This is a genomic window from Frankiales bacterium (genome assembly GCA_016125335.1).
Classification (GTDB): domain Bacteria; phylum Actinomycetota; class Actinomycetes; order S36-B12; family CAIYMF01; genus Longivirga.
The window spans coordinates 67,304-81,242 of the sequence record WGLY01000016.1; the positions used below are offsets into that span (position 1 = coordinate 67,304).

General features: G+C 73.6%; 10 protein-coding genes and 2 tRNA genes. 9 read left to right on the top strand and 3 right to left on the bottom strand.

Annotated features, from left to right (window positions below):
- Positions 1–18: 18 nt before the first annotated feature.
- Positions 19–1,020, top strand: coding sequence for a reductase (locus GC157_09570; GenBank protein MBI1377714.1), 1,002 nt, complete (start codon positions 19–21; stop codon positions 1,018–1,020).
- Between the two features lie 88 nt (positions 1,021–1,108).
- On the opposite strand, the gene leuA is transcribed toward GC157_09570, so the two are convergent.
- A complete protein-coding gene (gene leuA / locus GC157_09575; protein ID MBI1377715.1) occupies positions 1,109–3,064 on the bottom strand; it encodes a 2-isopropylmalate synthase in 1,956 nt (651 codons plus the stop codon).
- A gap of 28 nt (positions 3,065–3,092) precedes the next feature.
- On the opposite strand from leuA, the gene GC157_09580 reads away from it, so the two are divergent.
- Positions 3,093–4,136 carry a 3-isopropylmalate dehydrogenase gene (locus GC157_09580; GenBank protein ID MBI1377716.1) on the top strand — a complete coding sequence of 348 codons (1,044 nt, stop codon included), beginning with the start codon at positions 3,093–3,095 and terminating at the stop codon, positions 4,134–4,136.
- Between the two features lie 74 nt (positions 4,137–4,210).
- Positions 4,211–5,317 carry a branched-chain amino acid aminotransferase gene (locus tag GC157_09585; GenBank protein MBI1377717.1) on the top strand — a complete coding sequence of 369 codons (1,107 nt, stop codon included), beginning with the start codon at positions 4,211–4,213 and terminating at the stop codon, positions 5,315–5,317.
- An 11-nt stretch (positions 5,318–5,328) separates the two neighbouring features.
- Here GC157_09585 and GC157_09590 read toward each other — a convergent pair whose 3' ends face one another.
- The gene (locus GC157_09590) at positions 5,329–6,621 is read right to left on the bottom strand and encodes a hypothetical protein (protein ID MBI1377718.1); all 1,293 of its coding nucleotides are present in this window, start codon (positions 6,619–6,621) and stop codon (positions 5,329–5,331) included.
- A 267-nt stretch (positions 6,622–6,888) separates the two neighbouring features.
- Here GC157_09590 and GC157_09595 point away from each other — a divergent pair, with 267 nt between their 5' ends.
- The 5 genes from GC157_09595 (at position 6,889) to GC157_09615 (ending at position 11,213) form a co-directional block, all read left to right on the top strand.
- A complete protein-coding gene (locus GC157_09595; protein MBI1377719.1) occupies positions 6,889–8,493 on the top strand; it encodes a citramalate synthase in 1,605 nt (534 codons plus the stop codon).
- Positions 8,494–8,502: 9 nt separating this feature from the next.
- Positions 8,503–9,297 carry a DUF2437 domain-containing protein gene (locus GC157_09600; GenBank protein ID MBI1377720.1) on the top strand — a complete coding sequence of 265 codons (795 nt, stop codon included), beginning with the start codon at positions 8,503–8,505 and terminating at the stop codon, positions 9,295–9,297.
- The gene (locus GC157_09605; protein MBI1377721.1) at positions 9,209–10,801 is read left to right on the top strand and encodes a glutamate--tRNA ligase; all 1,593 of its coding nucleotides are present in this window, start codon (positions 9,209–9,211) and stop codon (positions 10,799–10,801) included. Before GC157_09600 ends, GC157_09605 begins: the two co-directional genes overlap by 89 nt.
- Before the next feature lie 137 nt (positions 10,802–10,938).
- Positions 10,939–11,010, top strand: a tRNA-Gln gene (locus GC157_09610).
- Between the two features lie 130 nt (positions 11,011–11,140).
- Positions 11,141–11,213, top strand: a tRNA-Glu gene (locus tag GC157_09615).
- A gap of 82 nt (positions 11,214–11,295) precedes the next feature.
- Here GC157_09615 and GC157_09620 read toward each other — a convergent pair.
- Positions 11,296–12,246 (bottom strand): 5,10-methylenetetrahydrofolate reductase, encoded by a 951-nt coding sequence (locus GC157_09620; protein MBI1377722.1) that lies wholly within the window; start codon positions 12,244–12,246, stop codon positions 11,296–11,298.
- Positions 12,247–12,255: 9 nt separating this feature from the next.
- On the opposite strand from GC157_09620, the gene GC157_09625 reads away from it, so the two are divergent.
- Positions 12,256–13,935 carry a hypothetical protein gene (locus GC157_09625; protein ID MBI1377723.1) on the top strand — a complete coding sequence of 560 codons (1,680 nt, stop codon included), beginning with the start codon at positions 12,256–12,258 and terminating at the stop codon, positions 13,933–13,935.
- The last annotated feature ends 4 nt before the right edge of the window (positions 13,936–13,939 follow it).

The following is a 13,939-nucleotide window of genomic DNA, read 5'->3' on the forward strand; positions in this document are numbered from 1 at the left end:
GACGGCCAGGCTCACGGCATGAGGCTGCTGGTGCTCGGGGGTACGCAGTTCGTGGGCCACGCGCTGGTGGCCGAGGCGCTCGCCCGCGGCTGGGACGTCACGGTCGCCAACCGCGGGCTGTCCGGGCCGCCGGCGCCGGGCGTCACCGCTGTGGTGCTCGACCGCACGCAGCCCGGCGCCTTCGACGTCCTGGGGGACGCGACGTACGACCTGGTCGCGGACACCTGGGCCGGGGCGCCGTCGGTGGTGCGCGACGCCGCGCGGGCGCTGGCGGGGCGGACCGGGCGGTGGCTGTACGTGTCGAGCCGGTCGGTCTACGCCTGGCCGATCGAACGCGGCGCGGACGAGAGCGCGCCGGTGGTCGACGGCGACCCGGACGCCGCGGCCACGGAGTACGCCCAGGACAAGCGCGGCGGCGAGCTGGCGGCGGAGCGCGCCCTGGGCGCCGACCGCGTCGTGCACCTGAGGGCGGGGCTGATCCTCGGCCCGCGCGACAACGTCGGCCGCCTCCCGTGGTGGCTGCGCCGCATGGCCCTCGGGGGGCCCACCCTCGCGCCGGACCGTCCCGGCCTGCCCATCCAGTACGTCGACCCCCGCGACCTCGCCGCCCTCGGGCTCGACGCCTCCGCCGACGGCCGCAGCGGGCCGGTCGACGTCGTGAGCCCGCCCGGCGCGGCCACCCTCGGCGACCTGCTCGGCGCGTGCATCGCGACGACCCGCTCCGACGCCGAGCTGGTCTGGGTCGAGCCCCGGTTCCTCCTCGACGCGCAGGTCGCGCCGTGGACCGAGCTCCCGGTCTGGCTGCCCGAGGACGACGAGGCCTACGCCCTGCACACCTCGGACGTCACCCGCGCGCTCGACTGGGGGCTGCGGATCCGCCCGCTGGCCGAGACCGTCGACGACTGCTGGTCGTGGGTGCAGGCGGTCGACCGCGACGGCACCGCCCCGCCGCCCCGCGACGGCATCGGGATCGACCCGGCGAGGGAAGCCGCCCTGCTGGCCGCCTGGGCCGCCCGCTGACCCCGACCGCGACCGATGTCACTGGTGGAACGGTCGCTTCCCGGCGCGGGAGACGACCGTTCCACCCGTGACGTCGCGTTCGGGCGGATCAGCCGGCGGCGTCGCGCTCCGCGCGGTTGACGGCGCTCACCACGGCCTTGAGCGACGACGTCACGATCGACGGGTCGATGCCGACGCCCCACAGCACGCGGCCGCCGACCGCGCACTCGAGGTAGGACGCCGCGGCCGCGTCGCCGCCGGCCGACATCGCGTGCTCGTGGTAGTCGAGCACGCGCACGTCGACGCCGTAGCCCGCCAGCGCCTCGCAGAACGCCGCGATGGGGCCGTTGCCGGCGCCGGTGATCTCGACGTCCTCGCCGCGGTCGGTGATGGCGACCCGCACGCTGGTCTCGCCGTCGACGGTCGAGTCCTGCGCGATGCTGCGCAGCGCGAACCGGCCCCACGGCGCGGCCGGGTTGGGCAGGTACTCGTCCTGGAAGTACTCCCACATCGCCGCCGGCGTGACCTCGCCGCCCTCGCTGTCGGTCACCCGCTGCACCACCGCGCTGAACTCGATCTGCAGCCGGCGCGGCAGGTCGAGCTTGTGCTCGGTCTTCATGATGTACGCGACGCCGCCCTTGCCGGACTGCGAGTTGACCCGGATGACCGCCTCGTACGTGCGACCGACGTCCTTGGGGTCGATCGGCAGGTAGGGGACCTCCCAGCGGAAGTCGTCGACCGGGACGCCCGCGGCGTCGGCGTCGCGCTGCATGGCCGCGAGCCCCTTGTTGATGGCGTCCTGGTGCGAGCCCGAGAAGGCGGTGAACACCAGGTCGCCGCCGTAGGGGTGGCGCTCGTTGACCGGCAGCTGGTTGCAGTACTCGACGGTGCGACGGATCTCGTCGATGTCGCGGAAGTCGATCTGCGGGTCGATGCCCTGGCTCATGAGGTTCATCCCGAGCGTCACCAGGCACACGTTGCCGGTGCGCTCGCCGTTGCCGAACAGGCAGCCCTCGATGCGGTCCGCGCCGGCCATGTAGCCGAGCTCCGCGGCCGCGACCCCGGTGCCGCGGTCGTTGTGCGGGTGCAGCGAGAGCACCAGGGAGTCGCGCCGGGCCAGGTGGCGGTGCATCCACTCGATGGCGTCGGCGTAGACGTTCGGCGTCGCCATCTCGACCGTGGCGGGGAGGTTGACGATCGCCTTGCGGTCCGGCGTCGGCTCCCACACGTCGAACACCGCGTCGCACACCTCCACCGCGAACTCGAGCTCGGTGCCGGTGAACGACTCGGGGGAGTACTCGTAGTAGACCTCGGTGCCGGTGAGGTTCTCGGCGTACTTGCGCACGAGCTGGGCCCCGTGCACGGCGATGTCCTTGATGCCGTCGCGGTCCAGGCCGAACACCACGCGCCGCTGCAGGGTCGAGGTCGAGTTGTAGAGGTGCACGATCGCCTGCGGGGCGCCGGCGATGGCCTCGTAGGTGCGCTCGATCAGGGGCTCGCGCGCCTGGGTCAGCACCTGGATGACGACGTCGTCGGGGATGAGGTCGCTCTCGATGAGCTGGCGGACGAAGTCGAAGTCGGTCTGGCTGGCCGAGGGGAACCCGACCTCGATCTCCTTGTAGCCCATCCCGACGAGCAGCTGGAACATGCGCAGCTTGCGCGCCGGGGTCATCGGGTCGATGAGCGCCTGGTTGCCGTCGCGCAGGTCGACCGCGCACCAGCGCGGCGCCTGCGTGATCGTGCGGCTCGGCCACGTGCGGTCGGCGAGCGGCACGGGCGTGAAGGGGGAGTAGCGCCGCCACGCCATGGGGGAGGGCTGCTGCGCGTTGCGGACGTCGTACGGGGTGCTGGTCACGGGGTTCCTCGCTGGGTTCGGGGCGGGTGCCGGGGTCGGGCGATCGACCGGCACGACAGCACCCCGCAGCGAGGAGGCCGGCCTAGGCCTCGCTGCGGCCGCTAAGGAGGAGGGCCACGAACGACATCGTCGAGCAGGGTAGCAAACCCCGCGCCGCGGACCGCCCGCCCCGTGCGCATCGTCTCGGATCGCGGGACGCCGGTGTCGCATCGTGGGACGCCGCCGTACCCTCACGGCCATGACGACCTACGACCTCGCGGTGGTCCCCGGCGACGGGATCGGCACCGAGGTGGTGGCCGAGGGACTCAAGGTGCTCGACGCCGTCGCCGCCCGGCACGGGCTGTCGTTCGCCCGCACGGAGTACGACCTCGGCGCGCGCCGCTACAACGCCACCGGCGAGGTGCTGCCGGACTCCGTGCTCGAGGAGCTCGGCGGCGCGGACGCGATCCTCCTGGGCGCGGTGGGCGACCCGAGCGTGCCGCCGGGGGTGCTCGAGCGCGGCCTGCTGCTGCGCCTGCGCTTCGCGCTCGACCACCACGTGAACCTGCGCCCGGTGAAGCTGTTCCCTGGCGTGGCCACGCCGCTGGCCGGCAAGGGCCCCGAGCACATCGACATGGTGGTCTGCCGCGAGGGCACCGAGGGGCCGTACGCCGGTGCCGGCGGCAGCCTGCGCACCGGGACGCGGCACGAGGTGGCGACCGAGGAGAGCCTCAACACGGCCTTCGGCGTCGAGCGCATCGTGCGCGACGCCTTCGCTCGCGCGCAGCGCCGCCGGGGCCGGGTGACCCTGGTGCACAAGACCAACGTGCTGGTGCACGCCGGCGGCCTGTGGCAGCGCACCTTCGACGCCGTCGCCGCGGAGTTCCCGGACGTCGCGACCGACTACTGCCACGTCGACGCGGCCACGATGTTCTTCATCACGAACCCCGAGCGGTTCGACGTCGTCGTCACCGACAACCTGTTCGGCGACATCATCACCGACATCGGCGCCGCGATCGCCGGGGGCATCGGGCTGGCGGCCAGCGGCAACCTCGACGTCAGCCGCACCCACCCCAGCATGTTCGAGCCCGTGCACGGCTCGGCCCCGGACATCGCCGGGCAGGGCAAGGCCGACCCCACGGCCACCGTGCTGTCCGTCGCGATGCTGCTCGACCACCTCGGCGAGGAGAAGGCGGCCGCGGAGGTCGAGGCGGCCGTCGCGGCCGACCTCGCCGCGCGCGGGTCGGCCGTGCGCAGCACCGCCGAGATCGGCGACGCGCTCGCGGAGCGAGTAGCCGGCTGATCCAGCCGCGCGCCCCCCGGCTGGATCAGGCCCCGTCGCCCGCATCCATCCGCTCCGAGAGGTACGTTCACGTCATGTCGACCACGACTTTCACCCGCACGATCTCGACGTCCCCCCGCTCCGCCGAGCAGATCGCCGCGCTGCTGGAGAACCCCGGCTTCGGCCGCGTGTTCACCGACCACATGGTGACCATCCGCTGGAGCGAGGACGCCGGCTGGCACGACGCCGCGCTGGTCCCCTACGCGCCGATCGCCATGGACCCCGCGGTCAACGTCCTGCACTACGGGCAGGCGATCTTCGAGGGCCTCAAGGCCTACCGCATGCCGGACGGCTCCATCGCCTCGTTCCGCCCGGAGGCCAACGCCCGTCGGTTCCAGCGCTCGGCCGCCCGCCTGGCGATGCCCGAGCTGCCCGAGGAGCTCTTCCTCGGCTCGCTCGAGGCCCTGGTGACCCAGGACGCGGCGTACGTCCCGGACGACCCGGAGAAGTCGCTCTACCTGCGCCCGTTCATGTTCGCCACCGAGGTGGGGCTCGGCGTGCGCCCGGCGTCGGAGTACCTCTACGTGCTGATCGCCTCGCCGGCCGGCGCCTACTTCTCCGGCGGCGTCAAGCCGGTGTCGGTGTGGCTCTCGACGGAGTACGTGCGCGCCGCTCCCGGCGGCACGGGCGAGGCCAAGTGCGCCGGCAACTACGCCGCGTCCCTCGTCGCGCAGGCGCAGGCGGCGGAGAAGGGGTGCGACCAGGTGGTGTGGCTCGACGCCCACGAGCACCGCTGGGTCGAGGAGATGGGCGGCATGAACCTCTACTTCGTCCACGGCTCGGGCGAGCACGCGCGCATCGTCACCCCGGAGCTCTCCGGCGCCCTGCTGCCCGGCATCACGCGCGACTCGCTGCTCACCGTCGCCAAGGACCTCGGCCTCGGCGCCGAGGAGGGGCGCATCAACGTCGACGAGTGGCGGGAGGGCAACGCGTCCGGGGAGATCACCGAGGTGTTCGCCTGCGGCACCGCGGCGGTCATCACCCCGGTGGGCTCGGTGAAGAGCGCGGAGCACTCGTGGACCGTCGGGGACGGCAGCCCCGGCGAGGTCACGATGCGGCTGCGCCACGCCTTGCTCGACATCCAGACCGGGCGCTCGGCCGACGTGCACGGCTGGATGCGCACGCTGGTCGCCGCCGGCTGACCGGGGCGGCGTCAGCCGGGGGGCGGGGACGACCCGCCGGCGCCTGCCGCGCTCGCGCCCGCGCTGCCGGTGGCCGAGGACGTCGGCGGCTGGGTCGTCGCGGCCGGAGTCGTGGCGGCCGGGGACGAGCTCGTGGACCCGGACGGCGGCGCGGTGTGCGACGACCCGCCCGAGGCGCTCGACGTCGCGGAGCCGGTCGCGGACGACGAGGCCGAGCCGGCCGACGTCGAGGACGACGCAGCCGGCGGTGCCGCGGCGGGCGCCGAGGACCCGGACGACGCGGCCCCGGAGTACTGGTGGGAGATGGGGCCCCAGAAGACGCTGGGCGGCAGGTACTCGCGCTTGGCCTTGGGCGCCGAGGGGTCGAAGGGCGAGCAGGCGGTGGCGGCGTCGGCGTAGGCCGCGGCGCGGGCCTGGGCGCCGGCGTCGTTGGGGTGGATCCCGTCGCCGGCCATCCACTCGGGGTGCTGGGCGACCAGCGTGCTCCACCGCAGCATGCGCACGTTGGGTCGTCCGGCGACCGCGCGGTCGAGCGCGGCGTTGAGCGCCCCGGCGGTGTCGCCGATGTTGTCGGGCCGCACGACGTCGACCCACACCACGCATCGCTGCGGGCCGAGCTGCTCGAGGATGCCGCGCGCCGCGGACTCGAGGACGGAGGCGTACTCGTCGTTGGTGCCGGAGCTCACGATCACCACCGGCGGGATGCTGGTGAGCAGCTTGAGCCGGGCGAGGGTGTCGGGGGTGGAGCGGCCGACGACGGCCTCGTAGCTGACGTAGCGGTCGGGCAGGTCCTCGGCGAGGTAGGGGTAGACGACGAGCCCCAGGGAGTCGCCGAGCACGAGCACCGGCTGGCCCGGCGGGAGCATCGGCGCGACGCCGGTGGCGGTGGCGTCCGGCACGCCGGAGGCGGCCGGGGTCACCAGCGCCGAGGGCGCGGCGGACGAGGACGACGGGGACGCCGTGGGCGTCGCGACGACCGAGCCCTCCGCGGGGGTGCGGGTGAGCCCGAAGGCCGCCGCCGCGGTGAGCGCCACGACCGCCAGCACCGCGCCCGAGACCAGGAGCGTGCGCCGGGTGAACCGGGGCTCGTCGGTGTGGTGCGGCACGACGTCGGGGTCCGCGCCGTGGACGGCGGGGGCCACGTGGTGGCCCGGGGCGGACAGGTGGTGGCTCGGCCCGCCCTCGTGGGGGTGGGCCCCCCGCTCGTGGTGGTGCGCGACGGGCTCCGGCGCCGCGCCGACGACCGGCTGCGGCGCGGTGTCGTCGAGGTCGCCGTCGTCGGCGCCCCACCGGGTCGGGTCCACCGACGAAGCGTACGGTCCGTGCTCGGCCGGCCCCGCGTCGAGGTCCGAGGGGCGAGACAGGTATGTCCGCCCGCTGGACCGGTGTGGCATCCTGAGCGGGTGAGCACCCAGGTGATCATTACGTAGCGCGTCCGCGACCCCGTCGCCGACGCGCAGCCTCTCGCACCCCCGCGGGAGGCTTTTTCTGTGGGCGGGGACGGGGAGCCGGGCGCACCCGGAGCACGAGCAGCAGCACCAGCAGCACCGACCGCGAGACCGAGGACCGACATGACCAGCGACGACTTCCACGTCTACGACACGACGCTGCGCGACGGGGCCCAGCGGGAGGGCATCTCCTACTCCGTCGCCGACAAGCTGGCCGTGGCGCGGCTGCTCGACGAGCTGGGGGTAGGCTTCATCGAGGGCGGCTGGCCGGGCGCGCTGCCCAAGGACACCGAGTTCTTCGCCCGGGCGCGCACCGAGCTCGACCTGCGCCACGCCCAGCTGGTGGCGTTCGGGTCCACGCGCCGCGCCGGCGTCCGCGTGGAGGACGACCCCCAGGTGCAGGCGCTGCTCGACTCCGGCGCGCCGGTGGTGACGCTCGTGGCCAAGTCCGACGTGCGGCACGTGGCCGAGGCGCTGCGCACCACCCCCGAGGAGAACCTCGCCATGGTGCGAGACACCGTCGCCCACCTCGTCGCCCACGGCCGGCGCGTGTTCGTCGACTGCGAGCACTTCTTCGACGGCTACGCCCACGACCCTGACTACGGCGTGGAGCTGCTCAAGGTGGCGGCCGAGGCCGGCATGTCCGTGGGCGTGCTGTGCGACACCAACGGCGGCTCGCTGCCCAGCGGGATCGCCCGCATCGTGGCCGACGTCCGCGAGCGCTCCGGCGTGCGCGTCGGCATCCACTGCCAGGACGACACCGCCTGCGCGGTCGCCAACACCATCGCGGCCGTGGAGGCCGGTGCGACGCACGTGCAGTGCACCGCCAACGGGTACGGCGAGCGCACCGGCAACGCCGACCTGTTCGCCGTCGTCGGCAACCTCGAGACCAAGCTCGACATGCGCGTGCTGCCCGAGGGGCGCCTCGCCGAGATGGTCCGGGTGTCGCACGCGCTGGCCGACATCGCCAACCTGCCGCCGGACACCCACCAGGCCTACGTGGGCGTCTCGGCCTTCGCGCACAAGGCGGGGCTGCACGCCAGCGCCCTCAAGGTCAACGCCGACCTCTACAACCACATGGACCCGGCCCTGGTCGGCAACGACATGCGCGTGCTCGTGACCGAGATGGCCGGGCGGGCCAGCGTGGAGCTGAAGGGCCGCGAGCTCGGCATCGACCTCTCGCAGGACCCGGGCGTGCTCGGCCGCGTCGTCGAGCGGGTGAAGACCCTGGAGAGCGCCGGCTGGACGTTCGAGGCTGCCGATGCCTCCTTCGAGCTGCTGCTGCGCGACGAGCTCACCGGCGAGCGGCGCCGGCACTTCGCCGTCGAGTCGTGGCGCACGATCGTCGAGCAGGGTCCCGACGGCCGGGTCGTGAGCGAGGCGACGGTGAAGCTGCACGCCGGGGGCGAGCGGATCATCAGCACGGGGGAGGGCAACGGACCGGTCAACGCCCTCGACAACGCCCTGCGCGCGGGGCTCACCGCGGCGTTCCCGGAGCTGGCCGCGCTCGAGCTCGTGGACTACAAGGTGCGCATCCTCGAGGGGGTCACGGGCACCGACGCCGTCACCCGCGTGCTCGTGGGCACCACCGACGGCGAGCGGGAGTGGACCACCGTCGGCGTGCACGAGAACGTCATCGCCGCGTCGTGGCTCGCGCTCGAGGACGCCGTCGCCTACGGCCTGCTCAAGGCCGGGCGCGTGGCGGAGACGCCCTCGCTCACCGACTAGTCTGCGCGGGTGCGCATCGCGAGGTTTGCCGGCCCCGACGGGGTCGTGGGGTTCGGGACGGTCGACGGGGTCGGCGACGACGGCGAGCCGGGTCCGGCCACGACCGTGACGCCCATCGCGGGCCACCCGTTCGGTCCCGCCGAGCCGGCCGGGCCCCCGGTGCCCTTCGCGGACGTCCGCCTGCTCGCGCCGGTGCTGCCGAGCAAGATCATCGCCGTCGGCAAGAACTACGCCGCGCACGCCGCGGAGATGGGCGGCGACGTCCCGCTCGAGCCGATGATCTTCCTCAAGCCGTCCACCTCGGTGATCGGGCCCGGCGACCGCATCGACCTGCCGCCGCAGTCCGAGCGGGTGGAGCACGAGGCCGAGCTCGCGATCGTGATCGGCCGGCTGTGCAGCCAGGTGCCCGCCGCGCGGGTGCCGGAGGTGGTGCTCGGCTACACCTGCGCCAACGACGTGACGGCCCGCGACCTGCAGCGCTCGGACGGCCAGTGGGGCCGGGCCAAGGGGTTCGACACCTTCTGCCCGCTCGGGCCGTGGATCGACACCGAGGCCGACCCGGCCGCGCTGCGGGTCTCCGCGCGGGTCAACGGCGAGGTCCGCCAGGACGCGAGCACCTCGGACCTCGTCTTCGGCGTGGCCGCGCTGGTCACGTGGATCAGCAACGTCATGACCCTGCTGCCCGGCGACGTGATCCTCACCGGCACGCCCGCCGGTGTCGGCCCGCTCGTCGAGGGCGACACCGTGTCGGTCTCCATCTCCTCCATCGGCACCCTCACCAACCGGGTGGTCCTGCGTGACTGAGAGCTCCCCGTCCCCGTCGCTGCCGCCGGCGGGGTCCTCGCCCGTGCGCGTGCGCTTCTGCCCCTCGCCGACCGGCAACCCGCACGTGGGCATGGTGCGCACCGCGCTGTTCAACTGGGCCTACGCCCGCCACACCGGCGGGACGTTCGTGTTCCGCATCGAGGACACCGACTCCGCGCGCGACACCGAGCAGTCCTACGAGGACCTGCTCGGCGCCCTGCGGTGGCTCGGCCTCGACTGGGACGAGGGCCCGGAGGTCGGTGGGCCGCACGCGCCGTACCGGCAGAGCCAGCGGCTCGAGGTGTACGCCGACGTCGCGCGCAGGCTGCTCGAGGCGGGGTACGCCTACGAGTCGTTCTCGACGCCGGACGAGGTGGAGGAGCGGCGCCGTGCGGCCGGCCAGGACCCGAAGCTGGGCTACGACAACGCCGATCGCCACCTCACCGACGAGCAGAAGGCGGCGCTGCGCGCGGAGGGGCGGCTTCCCGTGCTGCGCCTGCGGATGCCCGACCGCGTGATGATGTGGGACGACCTGGTGCGGGGCGAGGTGTCCTTCGCCACCGAGCACGTGCCGGACTACGTGATCGTGCGAGGCAACGGCGAGCCGCTGTACACGCTGGTCAACCCCGTCGACGACGCGCTCATGGGGATCACGCACGTGCTGCGCGGCGAGGACCTGCTCTCCAGCACGCCCCGCCAGCTCGCGATGTACGAGGCGCTCGCCGCGATCGGCGTCGGCGACGGCACGACGCCGCGGTTCGGCCACCTGCCCTACGTGATGGGCGAGGGGAACAAGAAGCTCTCCAAGCGCGACCCGCAGAGCTCGCTCAACCTCTACCGCGAGGAGGGCTACCTGCCCGAGGGGCTGCTCAACTACCTCGCGCTGCTCGGCTGGTCGCCGGGCGACGACCTCGAGTTCTTCTCCCCCCGCGAGATGGCCGGCCTGTTCGACATCGCGCGGGTGCAGCCCAACCCGGCGCGGTTCGACCCCAAGAAGTGCCTCGCGATCAACGCGCAGTGGATCCGGCACGTGGACGCCGCCGACCTGGGCCGCCGGCTCGTGCCGTACCTGGCCGCGCTCGGTGCCGTCGACGGGACACCCACCTCCGAGCAGCAGGCCGTCATCGACGCCGCGGTGCCGCTGGTGCAGGAGCGGATGGAGACCCTGCGCGCCGGCGCCGAGCAGCTCGCGTTCCTGCTCGTGCGCGAGGAGGACTTCGTCGTGGACGCCGAGGACCGCGAGCGGGTCCTCACCCCCGAGGCGCTGCCCGCGGTGCAGGCGGCGTACGACGCGCTGGCGGCCCTGGACTCCTTCGGCCACGAGCAGGTCGAGGCCGCGCTGCGCGCCGCGCTGGTCGAGGGTCTCGGGCTCAAGCCGAAGGTCGCGTTCGGTCCCGTCCGCGTCGCGGTCACCGGGCGCCGCGTGTCGCCCCCGCTGTTCGAGTCGATCGAGATCCTCGGCCGCGAGCGCACCCTCGCCCGGCTGGCCGCCGCGCTGTCCTGAGGACCGGCCGGGCCGGCCCGCGAGGACGCCGTCGGGACCGGGGGCGCCGCGACCCGCGCGCGGGGGCACCGGTTTGGGGCTCGCTGCGACCTGCGGCTATGCTGCTCCGGTCGTCGACCCGCGAGGGTCGGAGGCCTTGGGGTATGGGGTAATTGGCAGCCCGACGGATTCTGGCTCCGTTAGTCTAGGTTCGAGTCCTGGTACCCCAGCTGATCGCTTCGATCGCTCGAATCCCGCCGCGGACACCGAGATTTGGTGCGCGCGCGGCGGCTCGGGTACCGTCTCGATCCGCTGGTACGGCGTTCCTGCTCGTCAGGGCGCGTCCGTCCCGGCACCCACGGCCCCGTTGTGTAGTGGCCTAGCACGCCGCCCTCTCAAGGCGGTAGCGCGGGTTCGAATCCCGTCGGGGCTACGTGGCGATGTCGTCACGGCATCCCGAACGGCCCGGCCCCTCCTCGGAGGGACCGGGCCGTTCGTCGTGTGCGGGCGGAACGTCAGCGCGGGGCCGGCGCGTCGAGGAGCCGCCGCACCTCCGCGGCGAGGGCGACCGACGCCTCGATCTCCACCCGGCGGTTGGTCAGGCTCTCGACGTTGATGCCGAAGGGCAGCCCGAGCCGCCGGCAGAAGCCGACGAGCGCCTGCGCGTTGGCCAGGCACAGCTCGTAGGAGTCCGTCAGCGGATCGGGTGAGCGGCGCAGCTCGGTCCGCAGCCAGCGGGGGACGTCGATCCCGAGCCACGACATGAACTCCAGCGTCTTCACGGACCCGCACGGCGCGAGGGTGAGGACGACCGGACGGGGACGGACGCCCTCGTCGCGGCAGGCGTACGCGTAGTCGGACAGCAGGTCGCGGATGTGGTCGAGGTCGTAGCAGACCTGGGAGACGAAGAACTCGCAGCCGGCGTCCTGCTTGCCGATCATGCGGCGGTGCTCCTGGCCCGTGCCGACGTGCCGCTCGGCGATGCAGACGCCGCCCATCAGCGGCCGCCGGGGCAGTCCGGCGTGCAGCCGGTAGGCGTCGGAGAGCCGGGTCGTCACGGCCTGGTGGCGGGACGCGGCGCCGACCAGGACGGTGAGCACCCGGTCGGTGTCGACCCCGCTCATCCAGCGGCCGAGCTCGGCCTCGGCGTACTTGCTCACGGCGCGGTAGACGACCACCGGGCCGGTCCAGCCGGACAGGTGCCGGGCCACGAAGTCCGCCGGGTCCATCATCGGCATGAACGGGAACGGCCGGGGGTCGGGGGAGCGGTCGCTCTCGGCGTCGACGTCGTAGACGATCAGCGCGTCCGGGGCGACCGCCTCGAGGCGCTCGAGGGTCGCCTCGGCGATCTCGTCAGCACGGTGCGGTTCCGTCGTCCGGCTGGGTGGGGTGATGCCGTAGAGCAGCAGCCCGTGCTCCGCGCGTCGCAGCAGCTCGGGTGCCGCCCCGGTCCCGTCCACCGACATCGGCACAGCATGCCAAGGCGCGCGCCGTCGCGCTGCGCTCGGCGCGCCTGCTCAGACGCGCTTGGAGGGCATCAGCAGCACGAGCACCAGGGCGATGAACGAGAAGAAGAACGCGAGCAGCCCCCAGAGGAACGAGGACCGCCCCTTGCGCCGGGCGATCGCCGCCGTCCAGGCGATGATGAGGATCCAGAGGATGAAGCCGATGGTGTAGCCGATGACGAGCGACGTGTCGGCGGCGAGCAGGTTCACGCGGCCTCCCGGGGCCTGAGGGTCACGCGATTATGGCGCGACATCCTGTCTGTCGCGCTCGATCCGGTGAGGTCGGTCCGACGCGCCCGGCGAGCACGTCGTCGAGGGTGGCGGTGGCGTGTCGGGTGGCGGCGGCGCCCTGGGTCGGGCACGGTCCTGGGCGGGAGGGCTGCCATGGGGACCGAGCCGACGGACGACGGGCGACTCGCGCCGGCGCTGCGCGCCTGGTTCCTCGGGCCGCCGCGCCGTCACGGCGAGGTGCTGACGGACCGCGTCGTGAGCTTCCTCGAGCTCTTCTACGACCTCGTGTTCGTGGTGCTCGTCGGTCAGGTGGCGCACACGCTCGCCGGCAACCTCGGCTGGGCCGGGGTGGCCGACTTCGCCGTCGTGTTCGGGCTGGTCTGGATCGCCTGGCTCAACGGCTCGCTCTACCACGAGATGCACGGCCGCGAGGACGGCCGGGGACGCACGTACATCTTCGTGCAGATGCTGCTGCTCGTGGTGCTGGCGGTGTACGCCGGTGAGGCGACGGGCTCGCAGAGCACCGGGTTCGCCGTCACCTACACGCTGCTCCTCGCGGTGCTGGCGCTGCAGTGGTGGACCATCCGGCGCTACGACGTCGAGGAGTCGTTCCGCCGCAGCACCGTGCACTACGTGCTCGCGATCGCCCTCGTCGGGGTGCTGATGCTCGCGAGCGCCGCGCTCCCCGACGGTCCTCGGCTCGTGGTGTGGGCGGGGATCGTGGTGGGCTGGGTGCTCTCCGCGGTCGTGGAGTTCAACCGCGCGGAGATGCCGGAGTGGGACGTCCCGGTCACCGAGTCGATGGCCGAGCGCTTCGGCCTGCTGACCATCATCGTGCTCGGCGAGGTCGTCGTCGGCGTCACGGACGGGCTCATCGAGGTGGGCCCCACCCCGGTCGCGGTCGCCACCGGCCTGCTCGCGCTGTGCGTCGGGTTCGGGTTCTGGTGGAACTACTTCGACGCCGTCGGCCGCCGCACGCCGCAGGCCCGGCGCGGCCAGTTCACGCTGTGGCTGGTGATCCACCTGCCGCTCACGGGCGCCATCGCGGCGGCCGGGGCGGGCATGGTGAGCCTGGTCGAGCACGCGGCCGACGACCACGTGCCGGCCGGCACCGCCTGGCTGCTGGCGGGCTCGTCCGCGCTGCTGCTCGGTCTGCTCGGCGCGCTCGTCCGCACGCTCGACTACCGCGACGCGCTGGGCGGGCTCGTGGGCACCGTGTCGCGCTCGGCCTGGGCGGGCGCGCTGGCCTGCATGGCGGTCGGGCTGGCGGCGGCCGTCGTCCCCGGCGTGCGCGGTTGGGTGCTGGCGCTGTCGCTCACCGTCGTCAACGGCCTGGTGTGGGCCTACGTGTTCGCCCGGCAGGTGCGGCAGTCCGGGCTGCCCGCGCCTGGGCGCCCCGCGGCCGGCGCCGAGGCGTGACCCA

What these genes read in the sequence shown, in the direction of transcription:
- GC157_09570 (MBI1377714.1), top strand. Translation starts at nt 19, where the DNA reads ATGAGGCTGCTGGTGCTCGGGGGTACGCAGTTCGTGGGCCACGCGCTG.
- leuA (MBI1377715.1), bottom strand. Translation starts at nt 3,064, where the DNA reads ATGCGACACCGGCGTCCCGCGATCCGAGACGATGCGCACGGGGCGGGC.
- GC157_09580 (MBI1377716.1), top strand. Translation starts at nt 3,093, where the DNA reads ATGACGACCTACGACCTCGCGGTGGTCCCCGGCGACGGGATCGGCACC.
- GC157_09585 (MBI1377717.1), top strand. Translation starts at nt 4,211, where the DNA reads ATGTCGACCACGACTTTCACCCGCACGATCTCGACGTCCCCCCGCTCC.
- GC157_09595 (MBI1377719.1), top strand. Translation starts at nt 6,889, where the DNA reads ATGACCAGCGACGACTTCCACGTCTACGACACGACGCTGCGCGACGGG.
- GC157_09620 (MBI1377722.1), bottom strand. Translation starts at nt 12,246, where the DNA reads ATGTCGGTGGACGGGACCGGGGCGGCACCCGAGCTGCTGCGACGCGCG.
- GC157_09625 (MBI1377723.1), top strand. Translation starts at nt 12,256, where the DNA reads ATGCCAAGGCGCGCGCCGTCGCGCTGCGCTCGGCGCGCCTGCTCAGAC.